15 protein-coding genes and 1 pseudogene are annotated in these 20,246 nt (G+C 46.5%); 10 read left to right on the top strand and 6 right to left on the bottom strand.

Annotated elements, in window-relative coordinates:
* Nucleotides 1-3 precede the first annotated feature (3 nt).
* The gene (gene manD / locus ACXACS_RS02500; protein ID WP_474803668.1) at nucleotides 4-1,212 is read right to left on the bottom strand and encodes a D-mannonate dehydratase ManD; all 1,209 of its coding nucleotides are present in this window, start codon (nucleotides 1,210-1,212) and stop codon (nucleotides 4-6) included.
* A gap of 122 nt (nucleotides 1,213-1,334) precedes the next feature.
* Here manD and ACXACS_RS02495 point away from each other — a divergent pair, with 122 nt between their 5' ends.
* From ACXACS_RS02495 to ACXACS_RS02485, 3 genes are all read left to right on the top strand, one after another.
* Nucleotides 1,335-2,063 carry a FadR/GntR family transcriptional regulator gene (locus ACXACS_RS02495; protein ID WP_474803665.1) on the top strand — a complete coding sequence of 243 codons (729 nt, stop codon included), beginning with the start codon at nucleotides 1,335-1,337 and terminating at the stop codon, nucleotides 2,061-2,063.
* Nucleotides 2,064-2,143: 80 nt separating this feature from the next.
* Nucleotides 2,144-4,486, top strand: a complete 2,343-nt coding sequence (locus tag ACXACS_RS02490; RefSeq protein WP_474803662.1) for a GH92 family glycosyl hydrolase — start codon at nucleotides 2,144-2,146, stop codon at nucleotides 4,484-4,486.
* Between the two features lie 2 nt (nucleotides 4,487-4,488).
* A complete protein-coding gene (locus tag ACXACS_RS02485) occupies nucleotides 4,489-5,127 on the top strand; it encodes an HAD-IA family hydrolase (protein ID WP_474803659.1) in 639 nt (212 codons plus the stop codon).
* 158 nt (nucleotides 5,128-5,285) lie between these two features.
* Here the strand turns inward: ACXACS_RS02485 and ACXACS_RS02480 are convergent, their stop codons facing one another.
* From ACXACS_RS02480 to ACXACS_RS02470, 3 genes are all read right to left on the bottom strand, one after another.
* Nucleotides 5,286-6,788, bottom strand: a complete 1,503-nt coding sequence (locus ACXACS_RS02480; RefSeq protein WP_474803656.1) for a CoA-acylating methylmalonate-semialdehyde dehydrogenase — start codon at nucleotides 6,786-6,788, stop codon at nucleotides 5,286-5,288.
* A gap of 30 nt (nucleotides 6,789-6,818) precedes the next feature.
* Nucleotides 6,819-8,570, bottom strand: a complete 1,752-nt coding sequence (iolD, locus tag ACXACS_RS02475; protein WP_474803653.1) for a 3D-(3,5/4)-trihydroxycyclohexane-1,2-dione acylhydrolase (decyclizing) — start codon at nucleotides 8,568-8,570, stop codon at nucleotides 6,819-6,821.
* Between the two features lie 92 nt (nucleotides 8,571-8,662).
* The gene (locus ACXACS_RS02470; RefSeq protein ID WP_474803650.1) at nucleotides 8,663-10,585 is read right to left on the bottom strand and encodes a bifunctional 5-dehydro-2-deoxygluconokinase/5-dehydro-2-deoxyphosphogluconate aldolase; all 1,923 of its coding nucleotides are present in this window, start codon (nucleotides 10,583-10,585) and stop codon (nucleotides 8,663-8,665) included.
* Nucleotides 10,586-10,727: 142 nt separating this feature from the next.
* On the opposite strand from ACXACS_RS02470, the gene ACXACS_RS02465 reads away from it, so the two are divergent.
* Together ACXACS_RS02465 and iolB are read left to right on the top strand one after the other, a co-directional pair.
* Nucleotides 10,728-11,543, top strand: a complete 816-nt coding sequence (locus ACXACS_RS02465) for a MurR/RpiR family transcriptional regulator (protein ID WP_474803648.1) — start codon at nucleotides 10,728-10,730, stop codon at nucleotides 11,541-11,543.
* 13 nt (nucleotides 11,544-11,556) lie between these two features.
* Complete coding sequence (iolB, locus tag ACXACS_RS02460; protein ID WP_474803646.1) at nucleotides 11,557-12,357, top strand: 5-deoxy-glucuronate isomerase; 801 nt, start codon at nucleotides 11,557-11,559, stop codon at nucleotides 12,355-12,357.
* A gap of 36 nt (nucleotides 12,358-12,393) precedes the next feature.
* Here the strand turns inward: iolB and ACXACS_RS02455 are convergent, their stop codons facing one another.
* Nucleotides 12,394-13,176 carry a sugar-binding protein gene (locus tag ACXACS_RS02455; RefSeq protein ID WP_474803644.1) on the bottom strand — a complete coding sequence of 261 codons (783 nt, stop codon included), beginning with the start codon at nucleotides 13,174-13,176 and terminating at the stop codon, nucleotides 12,394-12,396.
* Between the two features lie 163 nt (nucleotides 13,177-13,339).
* On the opposite strand from ACXACS_RS02455, the gene ACXACS_RS02450 reads away from it, so the two are divergent.
* The 5 genes from ACXACS_RS02450 to envZ all read left to right on the top strand — a co-directional run bounded on the left by ACXACS_RS02450 (nucleotide 13,340) and on the right by envZ (nucleotide 18,938).
* Nucleotides 13,340-14,287: an ion transporter gene (locus ACXACS_RS02450; protein ID WP_474803642.1), complete on the top strand. Its 948-nt coding sequence runs from the start codon at nucleotides 13,340-13,342 to the stop codon at nucleotides 14,285-14,287.
* Nucleotides 14,288-14,409: 122 nt separating this feature from the next.
* On the top strand, nucleotides 14,410-15,315 hold the full coding sequence (locus ACXACS_RS02445; RefSeq protein WP_474803640.1) for a phosphoribulokinase: 906 nt from the start codon (nucleotides 14,410-14,412) through the stop codon (nucleotides 15,313-15,315).
* 148 nt (nucleotides 15,316-15,463) lie between these two features.
* Nucleotides 15,464-16,594, top strand: a complete 1,131-nt coding sequence (locus tag ACXACS_RS02440) for a DUF2855 family protein (RefSeq protein ID WP_474803638.1) — start codon at nucleotides 15,464-15,466, stop codon at nucleotides 16,592-16,594.
* Nucleotides 16,595-16,747: 153 nt separating this feature from the next.
* Complete coding sequence (ompR, locus tag ACXACS_RS02435; RefSeq protein WP_118491268.1) at nucleotides 16,748-17,470, top strand: osmolarity response regulator transcription factor OmpR; 723 nt, start codon at nucleotides 16,748-16,750, stop codon at nucleotides 17,468-17,470.
* A 133-nt stretch (nucleotides 17,471-17,603) separates the two neighbouring features.
* Nucleotides 17,604-18,938: a two-component system sensor histidine kinase EnvZ gene (gene envZ / locus ACXACS_RS02430; RefSeq protein ID WP_474803633.1), complete on the top strand. Its 1,335-nt coding sequence runs from the start codon at nucleotides 17,604-17,606 to the stop codon at nucleotides 18,936-18,938.
* A gap of 110 nt (nucleotides 18,939-19,048) precedes the next feature.
* On the opposite strand, the pseudogene ACXACS_RS02425 reads toward envZ, so the two are convergent.
* Nucleotides 19,049-20,229: pseudogene (locus ACXACS_RS02425) on the bottom strand (MFS transporter).
* Between the last annotated feature and the right edge of the window lie 17 nt (nucleotides 20,230-20,246).

The raw sequence follows: 20,246 nt of genomic DNA, 5'->3' as shown, positions 1-20,246 counted from the left end.
TCCTCACCAGTTATACATTGAGCCATCTTCTAATCGGTTTACGGGCAAGTAAGCGCGTTTATAAGGGTATTTCGCTGCTTTTTCCTCATCGATATCCACACCATGTCCAAGCGTTTCACCGGCTATCAAATAGCCATTTTCAAAACGATAATCGTGAGGAAATACTTCGTCGGTCTCAGGTGTATGACGCATATATTCCTGGATGCCAAAGTTTGGTACCCAAGTGTCGAAGTGAAGTGCAGCGCCCATTGTGATAGGGCTTAGATCAGTTGCACCGTGGAAGCCCGTTTTGACATGATAGAGCTCCGCTAAATGCGCAATTCTGCGTAAATGCGTGATCCCTCCGCCATGCACAATGGTCGTGCGGATATAATCGATAAGTTGTTCACTAATCAGCTGTTGGCAGTCGTGAATAGAAGCAAACACCTCTCCTACTGCAATAGGTGTGGTTGTATGCTTACGGAACAGTCTGAAACCTTCTTGCAGTTCTGCTGGAACCGCATCTTCTAACCAAAATAGTTTGTAAGGCTCTAGAGATTTACCAAGTTGCGCAGCTTCTATTGGTGTGCATCTGTGGTGGGCATCATGCAGTAAATGGTAGTCGTAGCCATAAGTTTCACGAAGCGTTTTGAAAAGCTCAGGTACGCTATTTAAATATTTTGACGTGGACCATACGTTTTCTGTAGGCAGTTCAGCATCTGCGGGTTCATAGTACATTTTGTCTTTTGAAACGCCGTATGTACTGTCTAGTCCGGGCACCCCCGTTTGAGCGCGAATGGCTTTATATCCCATATCGATGTACTTACCGACTTCGGCTACCGTATCGTCTATCGTTTTGCCGTTTGCGTGACCGTAAACCATAACGCCATCACGACTTCTGCCACCTAATAACTGATACAGAGGCATATTGGCAGCTTTTGCTTTTATATCCCATAACGCCACATCAACAGCGGCAATCGCCGTCATCCCTACTGGACCACGACGCCAGTATGCACCTCTGTAAAAGAACTGCCATATGTCTTCAATGCGTCTCGCGTCTTTTCCAATAAGGCATGGAACAAGGTGATCTTCTAAATAACTTGCCACCGCAAGCTCTCGACCATTTAGTGTAGCGTCGCCAATACCGTAGGTCCCGTCTTCGGTAACAATTTTCAGCGTAACAAAATTTCTACCGGGACTGGTGACGATGACTTTAGCGTCGGTAATCTTCATACTCATTCCTATATAAACGATGCTCTGTCGAGTAAAAACACAGATGTAACCTTGAATTTACCACCACAAAGCTTTAAATTGGCCAAACCTTTTTCATTAAGTTAACATTTGGCCCGCCCAATATGCAACATGTAAGTCCAAAAAATCTACATTCTGGTTCTTCGAGCACCGGTCAACGCCTGTATCTTCAAGTTGCAGACTCACTTGCACAGCTCATCATCAGTGACAATTTGAGCCCTGGAGATCGCCTTTCCCCTGAGAGAGAACTTGCACAAGAATACGAAGTCAGTCGCCAAACAGTACGGGAAGCATTGATTGCCCTTGAGGTATCCGGTTTAGTAGAAATTCGCCCAGGTTCAGGCGTTTACGTATTAAAGCGAGAGAATTTAAAGACGAGTTTGGTCATGGAAGATGCACCAGGCCCCCTCGAGATCATGGAGGCTCGAACTTTATTTGAAGGTGAAGCAGCAGCACTGGCAGCACAAAGGATTAGTAATGAGGAACTACTCAAACTGAAAGCTTATCTTAAGCAAATGGAAGACATGGTCGCCCTTGGAAAGATAAAGGAGGCAGAGGAGTTTGACGGAAAGTTCCACCGCACTATTGCACAGGCAACACGAAACAGCGCCATTATTACCACCGTTGAATGGTTATGGTCTTTGCGTGAATCGTCGGAAATAAGCCGTGTATTTAACGACAAGATTCGCCAGAAAGGCTCCAACCCTAATATCGAAGCGCACAAGCAAATTCTTGAAAGCCTCTCTCGCTACGACAGCGATGCGGCAAAGAAAGCCATGCAGTCACATCTCGCTGACGTTTCCGAAGCGTATATTTTATTCATCTCTGACTAGAATTGGACTAACCAATTTGAAATTGGTGTGGCATCTTGTTATAAAGGCGTAAATAACGATTTAGTTTGAGGTAGTTGAGGATGAAAAAGAATCTTTGGTTGACGTGTTTTCTAGCAATGTCGTGTGTTTTGACGCCGCTTTCGTTAAGTTTTGCGACCAGTAAGCAACCCGTTGACCTTGTTTACCCTTATCTCGATTCAGCTAACAGCCGCTGGTTCTTTTTTGACTCAGCATCGCTTCCTTTTGGTATGGTCAACCTCAACCCCGATACCGAGATAGGCGGAGCATGGGGAAGTGGTTATCGTTACCATTCTAACGACATTACAGGCATAAGCCACGTGCATGCGTGGCAGCTATCCGGGCTATCCGTTATGCCTCTCTCGTCTACTCGCCCTGTGGCCGAGATTAAAAATGACTATTACTCTCCGTTTTCTCATGACAGTGAAATTGTAAAGCCGGGCTACCATAAATTTTCATTAGATCGTTACAAAATTGATGTTGAGCTTACCGCTACAACCCGGGTTGGTTTTCATCGTTACCATTATGCGCCTAATACCCCACAACAAGTATTATTTAACTTAGGCGGCAAATTAGGTCCATCAGAATTAGGTCACGCAGAAGCAAACCAAGTCGCGTCTAATGCGGTAGCTGGCTACATAACAAACTTGCCGACGTACCGCAGAACTCGCCCTACAAAAGTTTACTACTATGCCGAATTCGATAAAGACATAGCTCGACTAGACAGCTACAGAGGGGAACATGTATTCCCGGCCGTTAGCGGCATTAACGGACTTAATGCAGGGCTACTCATTGAACTTAGTCATGACGCAAAACCGCTTTTGATGAAAGTGGGGATTTCCTACGTGTCTGTGGAGAATGCGAAAGCCAATATTGATGCAGAGTTATCTACCTGGCACTTTGATAAAACAAAAGATGCCGCACTCACAGAGTGGAACACATGGCTTAAAAAAATCACTGTTAAAGGCGGAACTGAACAACAACAGCGCCGATTTTACACCGATCTTTGGCATGCACTACATGGCAGACGCATCATCTCTGACGTCAACGGTCAATATGTTGATCAAACTGGCATAGATCCTGTTATTAGACAGCTTCCCCTCAATGAAAAGGGGGTCCCGCTATTTAACCATCACAACTCTGATTCTTTTTGGGGAGCACAATGGACCATTGCAACGCTGTGGCCGCTGGTATACCCAAGCGTCGCCTCGGATTTCACCAACAGTCTGCTTACCTACTATAAAGATGGCTCGATGATTCCACGAGGCCCATCAGGGGGAAATTACACCTATGTCATGACAGGCGCTTCATCAACGCCGTTTATCGTTTCTAACTATATGAAAGGCATACGAGACTTCGATGTTGACACGGCTTACAGCGGGTTAACGTACAATCATAGTGATAAAGGCATTATGGCAAAAGCGGGTTATGAGCACTACACCAAAATGGGTGGTGGTATGCGACATTATCTCGAAAAAGGCTACATTCCATTTCCTCTTCCGCCGGAGGAAAGCAGTTATGGCAATCATAGAAGGGGGCCGGGCCAAACCTTAGAAAATGCGTATCAAGATTTTACCCTTGCTCAGTTTGCCAACGCGCTAGGAAAAGAGAAGGACTATCGCTATTTTTTAAAACGCAGTCAAAACTACCGCAATGTTTTTGATCCTGAATCGGGTTTTATGCGCCCTAGAAATGTAGACGGTACGTGGCAAACACCATTCGACCCCTATCAATACGAAAATGGCTTTGTCGAATCGAACCCCGCTCAAGGCACCTGGTTTGTTCCTCACGATATTAAAGGGTTAGCCGAATTGATGGGCGGGGAAGCGGTATTAATTGAGCGTCTAGACCGCGACTTTCTTGTTGCAGAAAAACAAGGCTTCACGTCAGGCACTGCTCATGCAGATGAAACCATTGAGTCGTTACGTCGGGCTCCGATCAATTATGGTAATCAACCAAGCATGCAAACCGCATTTATTTTTAGCGCAGCAGGCGCACCCTGGAAAACACAAAAATGGTCAAGACGGGTGGTTGACGCTGTTTACTCCCATTTATCTCCTGAACGTGGTTACAACGGTGATGAAGATCAGGGTTTAATGGGCGCGCTGGCGGTACTCATGAAAATAGGCTTGTTTCAGCTAACCGGGGGCGTAGAACAGGACCCTGTTTATTATCTTGGCTCACCTATTTTCGATGAAATCACACTTTCTTTAGACAATGACTACTTCACGGGTAAACAGTTTACGATCAAAACCCTAGATAATGGACCAGATAATGTTTTTGTGGAGTCTGCTACGCTCAATGGCGAACCTTTAAACCGCGCCTATTTGCTACACAGTGAAATCACAAATGGTGGAGAACTCGTTCTGCAAATGTCGTCTACGCCTAACCCGTCTTGGCGATAAGCATGACCATAAAGTGTTTGCTTTTTGATAGTGACGGCACACTGGTAGATAGCGAATACCTGTGCAACCTTGGCTTAGCTCAGCAGTTTGCCACTATGGGGCTCAAGCTTGATGCGCATCAGTTGATGAAGCGATATCGAGGCGGCAAGATGTCGGAGGTACTCAACGATATTGCCACATCGCATGACATCACTATTCCTGCACACTTTTTAAAAGACTACCGGGCTCGCGTCGCCAATTTATTCGAAGCGAACCTTAAACCTATCGATGGGGTTGTTGATGCTCTTGAACAGCTAGACTACGAAAAAGCGGTGGTATCGAATGGCCCTAAAGAAAAAATAGACCATGCATTAGGGCTTTGTCACTTGCACCACTATTTTGGCCCACATATTTACAGCGCATACGACATCGGCGCGTACAAGCCAAGCCCAGATATTTATTTAAGCGTAGCGAAAAGGCTAGGGGTAATGCCGTCTGAATGTGTAGTGATAGAAGACAGCATGGCGGGTATAAAGGCGGGTAGTGCAGCAAAAATGAAAACCTTCTTCTACAACACATTCAACGAACCCGTTTCTTTACCCAATGTGTCTTCGTTCAGCGATATGAGAGCGCTACCGGATCTTATTGCCTCGCTTAAGTAAGCGGTAACTTACTTTTTTCCAATTGATGGTAATGTGCCAGATTATTTTTTTGCAACATTCCCACTCAGTCGATAAAAAAATATAAAAACAAAAGGCATTCACCATAGTGAATGCCTTTATTTTTTAAAATTTCGTATTAAGGGTCTTTAACGCTAGCGCTATTTCATTGTTGGCATAGTGTAATGATTGATGTTTTGTTGGCCCTTAGGCCAGCGAGCAGTCACCGTTTTCATCTTAGTGTAGAACCGAACGCCATCTGGGCCGTGCATATTTAGAGGACCAAATATTGAGCGTTTCCATCCGCCAAAACTGTGAAACGCCATAGGCACAGGAATGGGTACATTCACGCCAACCATACCCACTTGCACCTGATGCGTATACATATGGGCAGCCTCACCATTTCCCGTAAATATCGAGGTACCGTTTCCGTATTCGTGTTCATTAACAAGTTTAAGCGCTTCTTCGAAGGTATTTACGCGCACTATACTAAGTACAGGACCAAATATTTCCTCCTGATACACACGCATGCCTGGCGTCACATTATCAAATAGGGTGGGGCCCACAAAATAGCCTTGCTCGTTTCCAGTTACGGTAAAGTCGCGCCCATCGCTGACCAAACGAGCCCCCTCCTTGATTCCTGTCTCAATATAAGACAGCACCTTATCAGCATGCTGACGGCTGATTAGAGGCCCCATATGTGGTTCCTCACCTTCGCCATGCCCTGCACCAACGCGCATATTCGCTATTTCCGTTTCTAGCTTTTCTATCAGTGCATCCGCTGCTTCGTCGCCCACACATACGGCCACAGAAATCGCCATGCAGCGTTCACCCGCAGAGCCATAAGCAGCGCCCATTAAAGAACCACTGACTAAATCAAGGTCAGCATCTGGCATCACTACCATATGATTTTTAGCACCACCGAGTGCCTGCACGCGTTTTCCGTTCTCACTCCCCGTCTTGTATACATATTCAGCGATAGGCGTAGAACCTACAAAGCTAACCGCTTGCACTCTAGGATCGCTGAGCAACACGTCAACTGATTCTTTATCGCCATTTACAACATTGAATACACCGTCTGGCAAGCCCGCCTCTTTTAAAAGCTCGGCCAGCTTTAACGGTACGCTAGGATCTTTTTCGGAAGGCTTCATCACAAACGTATTACCGCACGCTAGCGCTACTGGGAACATCCAAAGTGGTACCATCGCGGGGAAATTGAAGGGCGCAATTCCCGCGCAGACACCCACCGGCTGCATTAATGAGAAACTGTCCACACCACGGCCAACGTTCATTGACTGCTCGCCCTTGAGCAAATGTGGAATACCACACGCGAATTCCACCACCTCTATGCCTCGGGTTAGCTCTCCCTGCGCATCCGAAAAAACTTTTCCATGCTCTGACGTGATAAGCAGCGCCAGTTCATCTTTATTTTCTTCCAGCAGCGCTTTGAACTTAAACATCACGCGAGAACGGTTCAACGGCGTTACCGCACTCCATTCTGCCAGCGCATCATGTGCGGCAGTAATCGCTTGTGTTGTCTCTTGTGCACTGGAAAGGCATACTTGCTTAGTCTGCTCTCCCGTGGCGGGGTCGTAAACTGCCCCCACTCGTCCGCTCTGGCTTTCTACGTTATTACCGTTTATAAAATTACCAAGTGTTTGCATGATGTCCCTCTAAGACGTAAGTCTTCAAAATTAATAAGGTTGCTTAGACTGAGCACCTTTGTATTCTTTATGTGCTTGATTTACCGACTCACACTGTGAGATCTCAGGTATAGCAACGTCCCACCAGCTGCCATTATCAGTACTTATATGCGGGTCGGTATTAAGTGAAATCAGGGTACTTTTTGTATTACTGCGCGCTTTTTCTAGCGCAGACTCTAGCTCGCCAACACTGGACACACTAATGCCGTGCGCCCCCATTGCACTGGCGTGTGCAGCAAAGTCGATGTGCATTGCGTCGGGATTACCCGCACAGTTTTCTAAAAGGTTGTTGAAAGGTGCGTTCCCGGTACCTTGTTGAAGGCGGTTAATGCAGCCGAAACCTCGGTTGTCGAGCAGAATGACGGTGATTTTTTGTTCAAGCATGATTGACGTCGCCAGTTCAGAGTTCATCATCATGTAAGAACCATCACCTACCACCACAAACACCTCGCGCTTTGGCGTGGCCATTTTTACGCCCAAGCCACCCGCTATCTCATAGCCCATGCAAGAGAAGCCATATTCCACATGGTACGAGCCCGGTCCCTCAGCTCGCCATAGCTTGTGAAGCTCTCCAGGTAGACCGCCGGCAGCACAAACAATGACATCGCTTGTGTTACTTTGCCGTTTGATAGCACCTAGCACTTGTGCATCAGAGGGCAGTTCTGTGCCCGTATCTGCTGTGACGTTGTCATACATGCTTTGCCATTGGGCGTTTAACACTTTTGCACGATTGAGCCAGTCTTTAAACAGTGGAACGGGCGTAAGACCCTCAGATAGTTGCATTATCACGGTTCGCGCGTCGCCAACTAACGGTTGAGCGTTGTGCTTTTCAGCGTCGAACACACCTACGTTCAGCTGAATTAACATTTTTTGGTGACTCTCCAACAATGTTCGCGACTCCGTCGTGAAATCCTGTAAACGGGTCCCTATTGCCAGCACCACATCAGCCTCTTGGGCTAGCTGATTTGCAGCAGCTGACCCCGTTACACCGATACCGCCTACTGCACAAGGATGCTCCCACGGCAACGCCCCTTTTCCAGCCTGGGTTTCTGCGACCGGGATTTGATGGGCATGCGCAAAGTCAGACAGCACTTCTGTGGCCTCAGAGTAAAGCACTCCGCCACCGGCGATGATGAGAGGCTTTTCAGCGCATTGAAGTGCGCTAAGTGCATGTGCTAATTCATCCTGATGCGCGCTTACTCGCCGTAAACTATGCACTTTCTTTACAAACAGACTTTCTGGATAGTCGAATGCTTCGGTCTGTACATCTTGCGGAAAAGCGAGAGTAACAGGGCCAGAGTTCACCGGGTCCAAGAGTGTCTGCATTGCTACGGGCATTGAATGGATCAGTTGTTCAGGGCGATGAATGCGGTCGAAATACCGGCTTACTGGTTTGAAGCAATCATTCGCCGTCACTCCAGGATCAGTAAAGTGTTCTATTTGTTGAAGTACAGGGTCTGGCTTTCGGTTTGCAAACGTGTCGCCGGGAACCAATAACACAGGAAGGCGATTGGCATGGGCAAGCGCAGCTGCGGTTACCATATTCGTGGCTCCAGGCCCAATTGAAGACGTACACATCATCATGCGCTTGCGGAAATTTGCTTTAGCATACGCAATTGCAGTATGGGCCATGCCCTGCTCGTTGTGAGCACGAAACGTAGGTATGCTGTCTTGCGCGTGGTAAAGAGCCTCGCCTAAGCCGGCTGACGTTACCATGACCAAAAATCGCAAACGCGCCGCCAAAAATCGGCACCTCTTCGTTGTTGTGAACGATGTATTGCTGGCTAAAAAACTTTACCAGCGCCTGCGCGGCGGTTAATCGAACATACTGCATGTTAAGTATCCTTACGCTTATTCCAGGCTTTAACCAAAGTTAAGTAATTGCTCGCTATTTCAGCTTTTAGACTGTCGTCATCAATCTCCCCTGCTAACCACGCTCGACTTGCTTTAGCAAAGATAGAACGTCCCACGGCAAAGCCTCGACATAGGGGGAAATGAGCACTGTCTTCAAAACCTTTGGCAAGTTGTTCAATTGGTGCGTCCAAGCCCAGTAAAATCACACCTCTACAGTGCGGAGCCCGGGTCTCGATCAGTGAAGAGATAGCTTGCCATGCGCCACGGGTTGGCGTCGGCAGCTTCCACCAATCAGGACGCACACCTAAGTCGTACACATTTTCCATACACCGCACGACTGTGTCGTCGTCGCAAGGCATGTTTTTCGGAGGAATAATCTCTAAAAGCAACTCATGGCCACTTACACAGACCGCATCATAAAGCTCTTTAATTTGTCGACTTTGGGCGTCCCACATTGTTTGCTCATCATCGGGATGCATAAAAATTAAGCATTTTACAATATGTTCTTTAGGCCACGACACCAACCTTGAGCCTATAGATCGCCCTCCCTCTAACTCAATGGGACGAGACGTAGGCACTTCCACCGGTCTACCTATCCACCAGCGCTGGCCTGTAACATCGTTAAGTGCGTCTTGACCAAACGTGTCGTCAATGAGCACACCCACCTGGTTGAGCACAGTGCCGCTATTTGCCACGCCGTTTAGCGAGGCAAGAATATGTTGTTTTAGTGTGGGAATAAGGGTGACGTCTGCCCCCACATCATTTGCCATATCTACAAATTGCTGGCGGTGGTCGAACGCTAAAATACATAGTTCATCCCACGTCGCGGGCTTACGCGTGGTAACGCGATGCAGATAGTTAAGCTCAGGATCTAAATCTGGCCGTTCAATGTCATGCTGATTAGCAATATAGTAGTCAAGCTCTTCTGGCGTAGGAATGGCAGGTGCACAACCATGACGGGATACAACTAACGCGCCAGATGCATTGGCGTATGAACAGGCCTTTTCATACCCCTCTTCTTTAATCCAGCCACGAAGAAAGCCAGCCATAAATGCATCACCGGCACCCAAAACATTGAGCACATCGACTCTAACACCTCCAGCAAAAAACGCATCGTCAATATGATTAGGGATCTCCCTATCGAAAATCGAGCATCCTTGCGCTCCTCGTTTAAGGACAATTTCAGCATCACTTTTCGCGCGTACAGTCTTTAACGCGTCTATGGTGTCGGTTGAGCCGCCCGCAATATGTACCTCTTCTTCCGTGCCAACAATTAGGTCACATAATGGAATAATTGACTGAAGGTGCTTAGTCACATCAGTATTAGACACAAATCGGTTATCGCCTTCACCGGGACGCGTAAGCCCCCAAAGTACCGGACGATAATCAATATCTAAAATAACCTTGGTGTTATTACGTCGAGCATACTCAATCGCCTTTCGGGCCACACTATCCACATGCGGTGTCGAAAAATGCGTACCTGTAATCAGTAACGCTTTGGATGAGGCAATATAAGCTTCGTCGAAATCGCTTTCATCTATAGCCATATCAGCACAATCTGTTCTGTAAAAGAGCAGTGGAAACGCTTCTTTCGTTTTGATTGAGAGAATAGCGAGTGCCGTCAGTCTTTCTGGATCTGTGACTACGTGACTCGTGTCTACGCCGGCGCTTTCGAGTTCTTCTCGAATAAACTCTCCAAATTGCTCATCGCCGACCCTGGTAAGCATTGAGGCACGCAACCCCAAACGCGCCGCTCCAAAGCAAATGTTACAAGACGAACCTCCTAATGATTTGGCAAAAGAGGATATATCCTGCAGCCTATTGCCAATTTGTTGTCCGTATAAGTCGACGGATGCTCTACCAAGACATATGACATCCAACGTTTTAGATATTGTTTGTGACACGGTGGCTCTCTTCTCATCTGTTCAAAATAAACGCCAAATTAAAATAGAACATATTTTCCATTTAATCAATTGTTGGAATATTTATTTTATTTGTTCTATTATTTGGCATAGAACAGGCGTACCTAAAAGCGAATGTGAAGCAATGACTGAAACACAAACCGAACTCGAACAACATATTGAAAGCCAGTATTCATCGCTCAGTAAGCGATTGCAGGAAGTTGCCCGCTACGTTTTGGACAACCCGAATGCGATTGCATTTGGTACCGTAGCCAGTATTGCAAAAGCCGCGGGCGTGCATGCCTCCACTTTGGTTCGTTTTGCTCACGCCTTTGGGTTTGAAGGGTTTAGCGATATGCAGCAGCTCTTCAAAGACAAGCTCATGGTCAGCTCACCAGACTATGAGAGCCGTATAAAGTCGGTACAAGAGGAACCTGCGACTCACGATAAGAAGTGCGGACTTAGTTGGTTGAAGCAAATTGTTATTGCCAACACACACGCCCTCGAAAATTTATGTAATTCAGTAGATGAGCAGGTGCTAAATGACGCTATCTCTGCGCTTCACAAGGCGAATATCATTCATATCCAAGGGGCGAGAAGGTCATTTCCGACAGCCAGCTATTTCAGCTATCTTCTTAACAACATAGGGCGTCGGGCCCACCTGCTCGATGGCGCCGGTCATATGGATATTGCCCAGCTCAACCTTCTGGGTCCTGATGACGTGCTATTCGCTATTAGTTTTGCACCCTACGCGCAAGAAACCTTAGATGCGGTAAATTATGCTAAAAGTAAAGGAATCGCAGTTATCGCTATGACCGATAGTAGCGTTAGCCCTTTAGCTGAACACGCCGACATTTACATTAAAGTGAAAGAAGCAGAAATACACTCATTTCGCTCGCTCAATGTAAGCACCAATATTATTCAAGCGCTTATGCTTGGTCTTATTCACCAATCTAACTAACGGCCACTTACTTATGTCACATTTACACAGTCGACCTTCCGCTCCAGATGTTCAAGGACGTATTCAACATATCACGCCAGCCTCGGCGAATTGGCGCTACGTGGGCTTTGACGTCGTTTTGCTAAAAGCAGGCGACACACGAAACTTTGATACCGCCGGCAATGAAGTATGCGCAGTGGTAGTCAGCGGCCGTGTTGACATCAAAACCCGTGATGAGACATTTTTGAATATAGGGGATAGGGAATCCGTTTTCGAAGATAAAGCCCCTTTTGCCGTTTACGTTCCCCCTAAAGATACCATTACGGTAACCGCATTGAATGATGCTGAGGTCGCACTCTGCAGTGCTCCAGCTAAGGGTGAATTATCTTCAAGGCTAATAAAACCAGAAGATTGTGAAGTTTCAGTGAGAGGGTCAGGCACCAATACCCGCCATATTCGCAACATCATGATGAACAATGTTATGGCGGAAAAACTTTTGATTACTGAAGTGATAACCCCAAATGGTCACTGGTCCAGCTACCCCCCACACAAGCACGATACCGACTCACTGCCTTGCGAGAGCGCGCTGGAAGAAACGTATTATCATAAGCTAAACCCTCAGCAAGGCTTTGCCTTTCAGCGAGTGTATACCGACGATAGAAGCATTGATGAGACAATCAGCGTTGAGCATAACAGTGTTGTAATGGTTCCCAAGGGCTATCATCCCGTTGGCGCTCCCCACGGTTACGATCTTTATTATCTAAACGTAATGGCAGGTCCTAAGCGTGAGTGGGTATTCCACAACGACCCTGATCATGAATGGATGCTAAAATAAACAACAGTGGCAGAGCCCGCATACCAATAAAGCGCGCTACTTTTTGTTTGTAGCGCCTTTGTGCTGTAGCACAATTTCCCCAAATACAGACGCATCCTTAAACCCCAGGTTTTTATCACCGTTTACCGGAGTAATGTCATGAGAGCCTAAAAAGTGTTCTCTGTCACCGCCATCGGCGTCACAGTAGGCCAACATAAAGCCCAGCGCCATATCTTCTTTTAAGGTTAATGGTGAGTTGTCTTTTCCATGCTGATAACTATCGTCAAATACACGCACAGCCGCTTCCCAATAAATCTTATGAGGCGCCGATATATCTCGCTGCCATTTGTTTTCAACGTGATTGTTATACAGCTGCGGCACGGCTTCACCCGCTTCATTCGGACCAATATCAACAACTTGGTTGTCTAGCGCTAAGTGATAAGCGAACGCGTTGTAGTTATTAAAGTGATCGCCACCAGAGGCATCCGCATCAATAAAGATTTCTAGGCAATCATCATCCCAATATCGCTCAAGCGGGTTGGCATAGGTATCTGAGAGGTGGTCGTCTTCTATTTCTGCTAAAAGGTACAAGGCCTTTTTATCCCAGCGTAGTTTGTATCTACCAGAAAAGTCACCGGGCTCGGGCTTGGTGCCCCACATCAGCGAGGTCATGTCGTGCCAATCACCTTCTTTCCATGCAGCATCATTTGCTACGCCATCTATAACGGGGGCATTCGCGGTAAACATAACACTGTCCGGCTTCGCCTGTGCTGCCGGGGCAAGCATAGCGACAAGTAATGTAGAGGTGAATGCTGATACTAGGGGTTTAGTACTTTTCAATTGAATACGCTCTTAGTTTGCCTTCCTGACATTTAAACTAACATGTTTTAAGCCCTACTGCGTTTGAAAAGCTGCACAGTAACGCCTCTCTTTGTCAGAAGGATTACCAATTCATCTCCGTTATTGATATAACAAGGTTAATTCTTAAATCATAAATTTAGCTATGTCATTTCGAAACGCGTGCTATCACATTCTTGCCCCCGCTAGCGAAGCTCACGAATACAAAAAACGTAGCAAGTTGTTTGATATATTGCTTATTGCGCTGATCATCGTAAATGTAGCGGCCATGATGCTAGAAACCGTACCGGGTATTCCCACCATTTGGCAGCATGAATTGCATATCATTGAGGTCGTTTCGGTACTTATTTTCACTGTTGAATACATACTTCGCGTTTACAGCAGTGCATCTGCACCTCACCGTATTTCCCAAGCTAACGGCACTTCCCTAGAAAAAACGACGGCATGGCAAAAGCGTTGGGCTTATATAAAAAGTCCTATGGCACTGGTGGATTTAATGGCGATCCTACCTTTTTACTTAAGCGTTTTCGTGGCATTTGATTTACGTATATTACGGGTTTTCAGAGTACTTCGAATTTTGAAAATTGGTCGCTATTCCCGTTCAATGCAAACCCTTATCACCGTATTGCGCAACGAGTCGCATAGCCTCATCGCAGCTATTAGCGTACTTCTGCTTTTCACTGTTATCGCCGCCACCTGCATTTACTATATCGAACATGCTGCGCAACCCAACGTTTTCAGCAGTATTCCAGCATCTTTATGGTGGGCACTGGTCACGCTAACTACCGTGGGTTATGGTGATGCCGTTCCCGTTACAGCATTAGGCAAGGTATTTGGTGGACTTATAACCATCATGGGCATATGCTTTTACGCCTTACCAGCGGGTATTTTATCTTCAAGCTACACCACCCAAATGCAGTTAAAGCGTGATCGGTTCAAAGATACAGTGCAAAGTGTGTTAGACGATGGAAAATTGAGTGAGCATGACATCCATCATTTAGACCACGTACGAGCGTTACTTGATTTAGATGAAGAAGAAGCAAAATTAATTGTCCGTTTGTTGCAGCATCATCACGAAGGACGTAAAAGGTGATTACATGTAGGCTCACACGCAAATTCACGCCCGAAATTCGATAATATGCAGGTAGTCGTCCCCTTGATTCTTGTCGCGCATCAGCTTATAACTAGTACCCGTCATTTCTAAAAAGAATTCCTATGTCTGTCAAACACCCTATTATTGCTATAACAGGTTCTTCTGGCGCGGGTACTACTACCACGACCAATGCTATTCGCCATATTTTCAGGAACTTAAATGTTAATGCTGCAGTAGTTGGCGGTGATAGTTTCCATCGTTTCACTCGCCCAGAAATGGAAGTAGAAATTCGTAAAGCCCAAGAACAAGGCAGACATATCAGCTATTTTGGCCCTAAAGCCAACGACTTTGAGTTACTGGAAACGCTTTTTAGGGAATATGGTAGTTCGGGTACGGGGCAGTTTAGGCAATACCTTCACACCTTCGATGAAGCCGTTCCTTTTAACCAGATGCCGGGGACCTTTACACCATGGCAAGATTTACCTCAAAACACTGATTTGCTGTTTTATGAAGGTCTACATGGCGGCGTAAAAACTGAAGAAAATGACGTCGCAAAGCACGTAGACTTGCTGGTTGGCATGGTGCCGATTGTAAACCTAGAGTGGATTCAAAAAATTGTGCGCGATACCACTGACCGCGGTCATTCTCGTGAAGCCGTTATGAGCAGTATTGTTCGCGGCCTAGACGATTACTTCCACTATATTACGCCGCAGTTTTCTCGCACCCACGTTAACTTTCAGCGCGTACCGACCGTTGATACCTCGAACCCTTTCAGCGCTAGGGAAATTCCCACCCAAGATGAAAGCTTTGTTGTAGTACGCTTCAGACGAGAGATGAAGAATGTCGACTATCCTTACTTGCTTCAAATGATTGACGGTTCATTTATGTCGCGTATCAATACGCTAGTGGTGCCAGGTGGTAAAATTGCGTTGGCAATGGAACTTATCCTAACTCCGCTGCTTGAAGATATTTTAAATAAAAAGCGAAGAGCCGGCCATCAGATGGATTGGCTTAATACCGACGAGTAGCCTCAGGTTATATACACCACTTCTATAGGCATATATTTAAAACATTAAGTCGTAATGGCTATTCCTCTGCGTCAGTCTAGGTTTTTAACTGCTTAGCTTTTTTTGACTAAGCTTTTTAACCCAGTTCTATGACCGTCGGGCATCTATTATGACTACATTTCAAAGCCAGCAGATTTGGATAGATCAGCAAGACCTTTCTAACACGAAAGTTGTTCACTGCGATATAAACGTAAGCGATTTACAGCAAGACGAAGTATTGCTTGAGACCGATAGCTTCGGCTTTTCTGCCAATAACATCACCTATGCGGCGCTGGGTTTTAAAATGGGTTATTGGGGTTTCTTTCCACCACAAAGTGATGACAATGGTGATAACCCAAACGGCTTCGGAATAGTACCTGTTTGGGGCTTTGCCACAGTCAAAGCCTCGAACCACCCTGATATTCGCGAAGGTGAGAAAGTGTTTGGTTACCTTCCTATGGCGAGCCACTGGGTGATAAAGGCTGGTAAAGTGGCATCTCATGGCTTTTCTGACATTCACGAACAACGCAAAAGCATTAGCCCCGTTTACGACCAATACCTACGCTGTGCAGCGGACCCTGGCTACAACAAAGACCGTGAGGCATGGCAGCTAAATTTCAGGCCTCTTTATATGACCTCGTTTGTGCTTGATGACTACGTGGCAGAGAAAGCAAAGGGTAAAACCTTACTGCTATCTAGCGCTTCAAGTAAAACCGCGTTGGGTACAGCGCAACTGCTTAAAGACCAAAAAGGGTCACGAAACGCAAGCTATCAAGTGGTTGGGTTAACCTCTCAGTCTAATGTGGATATGGTCAAAGCGTCTGACTGCTACGATGCAGTGTATAGCTATGATGATCTTAATGCGCTTACGAGTGACAAAAGCGATTCACGCTACTGGCTTCTTGATTTCGCGGCTAACGGCACGCTAATTAATAACCTTAGCGAGCTGCTTGGCGATAGTTTAAGCGAGGTAACGCTAATTGGTGCAACAGATTGGAAAGCCGAAGAAAAGCCCAACCCCAAACTGCTTAATGCAGAGATTTTCTTCGCACCAGCACGTGTAAAACTGCGCCAAGGGGAATGGGGGCATGAGACCTTTTTAGCGAAATACGCGGGTGCATGGCAGCGCTTCGCCTTAAAAGTCAGCGATCAGTTCTTCGAACAGTCGCACCAGGGCACTAATGCTATAACACAGTTATATCTGGAGACACTTAACGGCACGGCAAATACTAAAGCCCTTAATATCGCTACTTTTGATTAGCGTTACTTTGATTAGCGTTACATAGCAACATGGGGCCGTACCCGCTTTAGACACTATTTGTAACAAACATGCGCTATCTTTTACGCTTTTGTCGCTTTTGTATTTCACATCTTGTGGTTATAGTGAAACAAACGTAAAACAAAAGGTATGAGTATGGGTCAGGAAACCTCTAAAATTCTCGTTGTCGATGATGACATGCGTCTGCGAAGCCTATTAGAGCGCTACTTGCTAGAACAAGGCTATCAAGTTCGCAGTGCCGCTAATGCAGAGCAAATGGATAGGTTGCTTGAGCGCGAGAATTTTCACCTTATGGTTTTAGATCTTATGCTACCTGGCGAAGATGGTTTATCTATTTGTCGCCGTCTGCGTCAGCAAGAGAACGACATGCCCATTATTATGCTTACCGCAAAGGGCGATGAAGTTGACCGCATTATTGGCCTTGAAATGGGTGCAGATGATTATTTGCCAAAGCCATTTAACCCGCGCGAGCTTTTAGCCCGCGCTAAAGCAGTATTGCGCAGGCGCAGCAGCGAAGCGCCGGGCGCGCCGTCTAAAGACGTGCAAATTGTGGAGTTTGGCAATTACAAACTTAATCTCGCCACCCGAGAGATGACAGCAGGCGATACGCCGCTCACTCTGACAAGCGGCGAGTTTGCAGTATTGAAGTCTTTGGTTACTCACCCCCGCGAGCCATTGTCACGAGACAAGCTGATGAACTTAGCGCGAGGCCGAGACTACAGCGCCCTAGAACGCAGTATTGATGTTCAAGTTTCTCGCCTTCGGAGAATGCTCGAGGACGACCCAGCCAACCCGCGCTACATTCAAACTGTGTGGGGATTGGGCTACGTATTCGTGCCTGATGGCGAACAAGTTTAGCACCTATGATGGATACGGCGGATGCTACCGCCTTAGCCAGTTCGCTAGTGAAGTATGTATTCATGACGGCTAACTACGCGTTCACATACTGTCATTACAGACACTGGCTCATTTCTCACAGCGACGGCATGTTATGCGTTTAATTCCCAAAAGTGCATTTGGTCAAACCGTCATGCTTATTGGCGTGTTGTTGCTCATAAACCAAATTGTGTCCTACATCTCGGTCACCTATTACTTTATTCATCCTAGCTACCAGCAAATTAATAGCTTATTGGCCACACAAGTAAAGTCGGTACTGGCTAACGATTTACTGGTGACTAATCAAGAAACTCGTGACAGCTACTTTCAGCAAACGCAGGTTCAAGTATTTGATGAAAGCGTAGCGAGAGAGAACGGTCTAGAAAGCGCGGTTTATTACAGCTATATATCAACGCAGGTTAGTGAACAGCTAAGACAACTTGCCGATGTGCGCATTAGCACAACCTCACAAGCAAGCGACGAAAACGCGCCTTACATTGTGTGGATATCTCTTAATCGCTACCCAGACACCTGGATTTCTATCCCCATTTCGGGGTTAAACGAAGCAAATATCTCCCCACTGACTATGTATTTAATGGTGATTGGGATATTGAGCGTAGCGGGTGGCTGGCTGTTTGTAAGGCGTATGACGCGGCCCTTATCAGCCTTACAAAAAGCAGCAATTGCCGTGGGTAAAGGTGAGCATCCTGCGCCGCTTCGCGAACAAGGCAGCACGGAAATGATCCAGGTTACTCGCGCTTTTAACCGTATGAATCAGGGCATAAAGCAGCTAGAGAACGACCGTAATATCATGACCGCAGGTATTTCTCACGACTTGCGCACGCCGCTTACTCGCATTCGCCTTGCATCAGAAATGCTGCCAGATGATCAGGATTGGATAAAAGACGGCATTGTGAACGACATAGAGGACATGAACGCTATCATCGACCAGTTCATTGACTATGCACGTTACGACACCGAAGAAATGACCCAAGAAACCGATTTAAACGCGATTATTGCAGAGCTGGTGCAAGCAAGGCACTTGGATGATAAACATCATATTGAATTAAAGCTTAACGCCATCCCGCCATTATCGCTGCGGCGTATTGCAATGAAGCGAGTCATCGATAACCTCATCGAAAATGCCTTCAAATACGGCTCTGATGAAATCGCCATTAGCAGTTTCTATAACCGTCACGAAAAGCGTGTGTACTGCAAAGTGCGTGATTTCGGGCGAGGTATTCCAGAAGAAGAATTAAACAGTGTTTTCATGCCGTTTGCGCAAGGTGACAAAGCGCGTAACTCGTCAGGCTCTGGCTTGGGACTTGCCATTATTCGAAGAATTGTAGAGGCCCATGACGGCGAAGTGTCGCTTAGAAACCACCCGCAGCAAGGACTGGTTGCCGAGTTTTACCTGCCATACCTATCTGAACTGCCAGAAAAGAAATAGCGCAGCGTTACACCGTTAATTTGTAGCGCTATGCATACCGGCTAGAAATGTTTGTTCGCACTAAGCCAGCTTTCCCTGCTTTCTTAGGCTTCTCAGCCTTCTCAGAGCGCTCAGCCTACGGGGTCTTTGTGGTACTTTATCTTTCTGCTGTAACCATAAGAAGCTAGCCAAAGCACACAACCCCCTATCGGGATCACCCAAAATGCCGTGGTAAGCGGTACAAAGTTAGCCCAAAGCCCGGTAGAAAAAGAAGCGACCTGCACCCCGGTAGAATTGCCGATAATCGCAATGCCAGAAAGCACAGGGCCGTTGTCGCTGTCGATATTCATTGCCGCAGACAGTGCAAGCGGGAAAAGCCCACCTAATCCTAAACCTAGCAATAAATTACCCGCGCCTATGCCATAGAAAGTTGGCATCAGCTTGAGCGCAAAGACACCAGCAAGGGAAGCGGTAGCCATAAGCACTATCATGCGATGGAGTGACACAAAGCGAAGCAGAAATGGAAAGGTCAGGCGACTTATAACCATACCTGCGGTAAAGCATGCGAGTAGATTACGCGACTGTTCACCGCTAAAGCCTAAGCCGTTTTGCGCATAGCTCACAAACCAGTTAGCGTTACCAAACTCTACCGCGCCATAGCCAAATGTGAGTAAGGCTAGAAATATAAAAACGGGCTGTTTGATGATGGAACCAAATGCCAAGGTTTTCTTAGGCTGTTTCGGCTGACCTTTGAGAACTTTTGCCTGCGACCGCGCAGCGATATAGGTATAGCACGATAGAATGATCATCACGCCAGCCACTACTTGAATAGGCAATCGCCAGTTTTGTTCAATAAGATATAACAGTGTTACAAAAAACGACGCAGCAAACGTACCTAAGCTGAACATGAAGTCCATTAAGCCCATCATAGTAAAGCGCTTTTCAGCGTACATCCGCGCGATTAGTGTGTGACCTATGGTAAAGATCGTTGAGCTTACCACCCCAATCAAAACAGCTAACACCAGAAACCATTGCCAAGATGACAGTACTGAGACTAAAAGCAGAAGCCCCGTATTCATGCTAAACAGGGTCGCTAATAGCGGCATGTACTCGAAGCGACTGGCGTATTTACCGCCAATTACGGCACCTAACATCATGCCCACCGAAAACAGCGAGAACAAAGCACCACTGACGACCTCAGACATATTCAGGTCGGCGGCGATATCAGGTAGAAGTATTCCCCATAAAAGAAATAACTTACCAATTAAGAAAAAACCGGCAAAATAACAATGGTCGCGGGAAGTCGGCTCATTTAGGCTCCACAGTTGA

The organism is Alteromonas sp. AWM4_230, assembly GCF_056158305.1.
The sequence above is the reverse complement of the archived record's forward strand: the minus strand, read 5'-3'. Positions and strand labels throughout refer to the sequence as shown.

Coding starts and splice junctions, on each gene's coding strand:
- manD (WP_474803668.1), bottom strand. CDS start 1,212: ATGAAGATTACCGACGCTAAAGTCATCGTCACCAGTCCCGGTAGAAAT.
- ACXACS_RS02495 (WP_474803665.1), top strand. CDS start 1,335: ATGCAACATGTAAGTCCAAAAAATCTACATTCTGGTTCTTCGAGCACC.
- ACXACS_RS02490 (WP_474803662.1), top strand. CDS start 2,144: ATGAAAAAGAATCTTTGGTTGACGTGTTTTCTAGCAATGTCGTGTGTT.
- ACXACS_RS02485 (WP_474803659.1), top strand. CDS start 4,489: ATGACCATAAAGTGTTTGCTTTTTGATAGTGACGGCACACTGGTAGAT.
- ACXACS_RS02480 (WP_474803656.1), bottom strand. CDS start 6,788: ATGCAAACACTTGGTAATTTTATAAACGGTAATAACGTAGAAAGCCAG.
- ACXACS_RS02465 (WP_474803648.1), top strand. CDS start 10,728: ATGACTGAAACACAAACCGAACTCGAACAACATATTGAAAGCCAGTAT.
- iolB (WP_474803646.1), top strand. CDS start 11,557: ATGTCACATTTACACAGTCGACCTTCCGCTCCAGATGTTCAAGGACGT.
- ACXACS_RS02450 (WP_474803642.1), top strand. CDS start 13,340: ATGTCATTTCGAAACGCGTGCTATCACATTCTTGCCCCCGCTAGCGAA.
- ACXACS_RS02445 (WP_474803640.1), top strand. CDS start 14,410: ATGTCTGTCAAACACCCTATTATTGCTATAACAGGTTCTTCTGGCGCG.
- ACXACS_RS02440 (WP_474803638.1), top strand. CDS start 15,464: ATGACTACATTTCAAAGCCAGCAGATTTGGATAGATCAGCAAGACCTT.
- ompR (WP_118491268.1), top strand. CDS start 16,748: ATGGGTCAGGAAACCTCTAAAATTCTCGTTGTCGATGATGACATGCGT.
- envZ (WP_474803633.1), top strand. CDS start 17,604: ATGCGTTTAATTCCCAAAAGTGCATTTGGTCAAACCGTCATGCTTATT.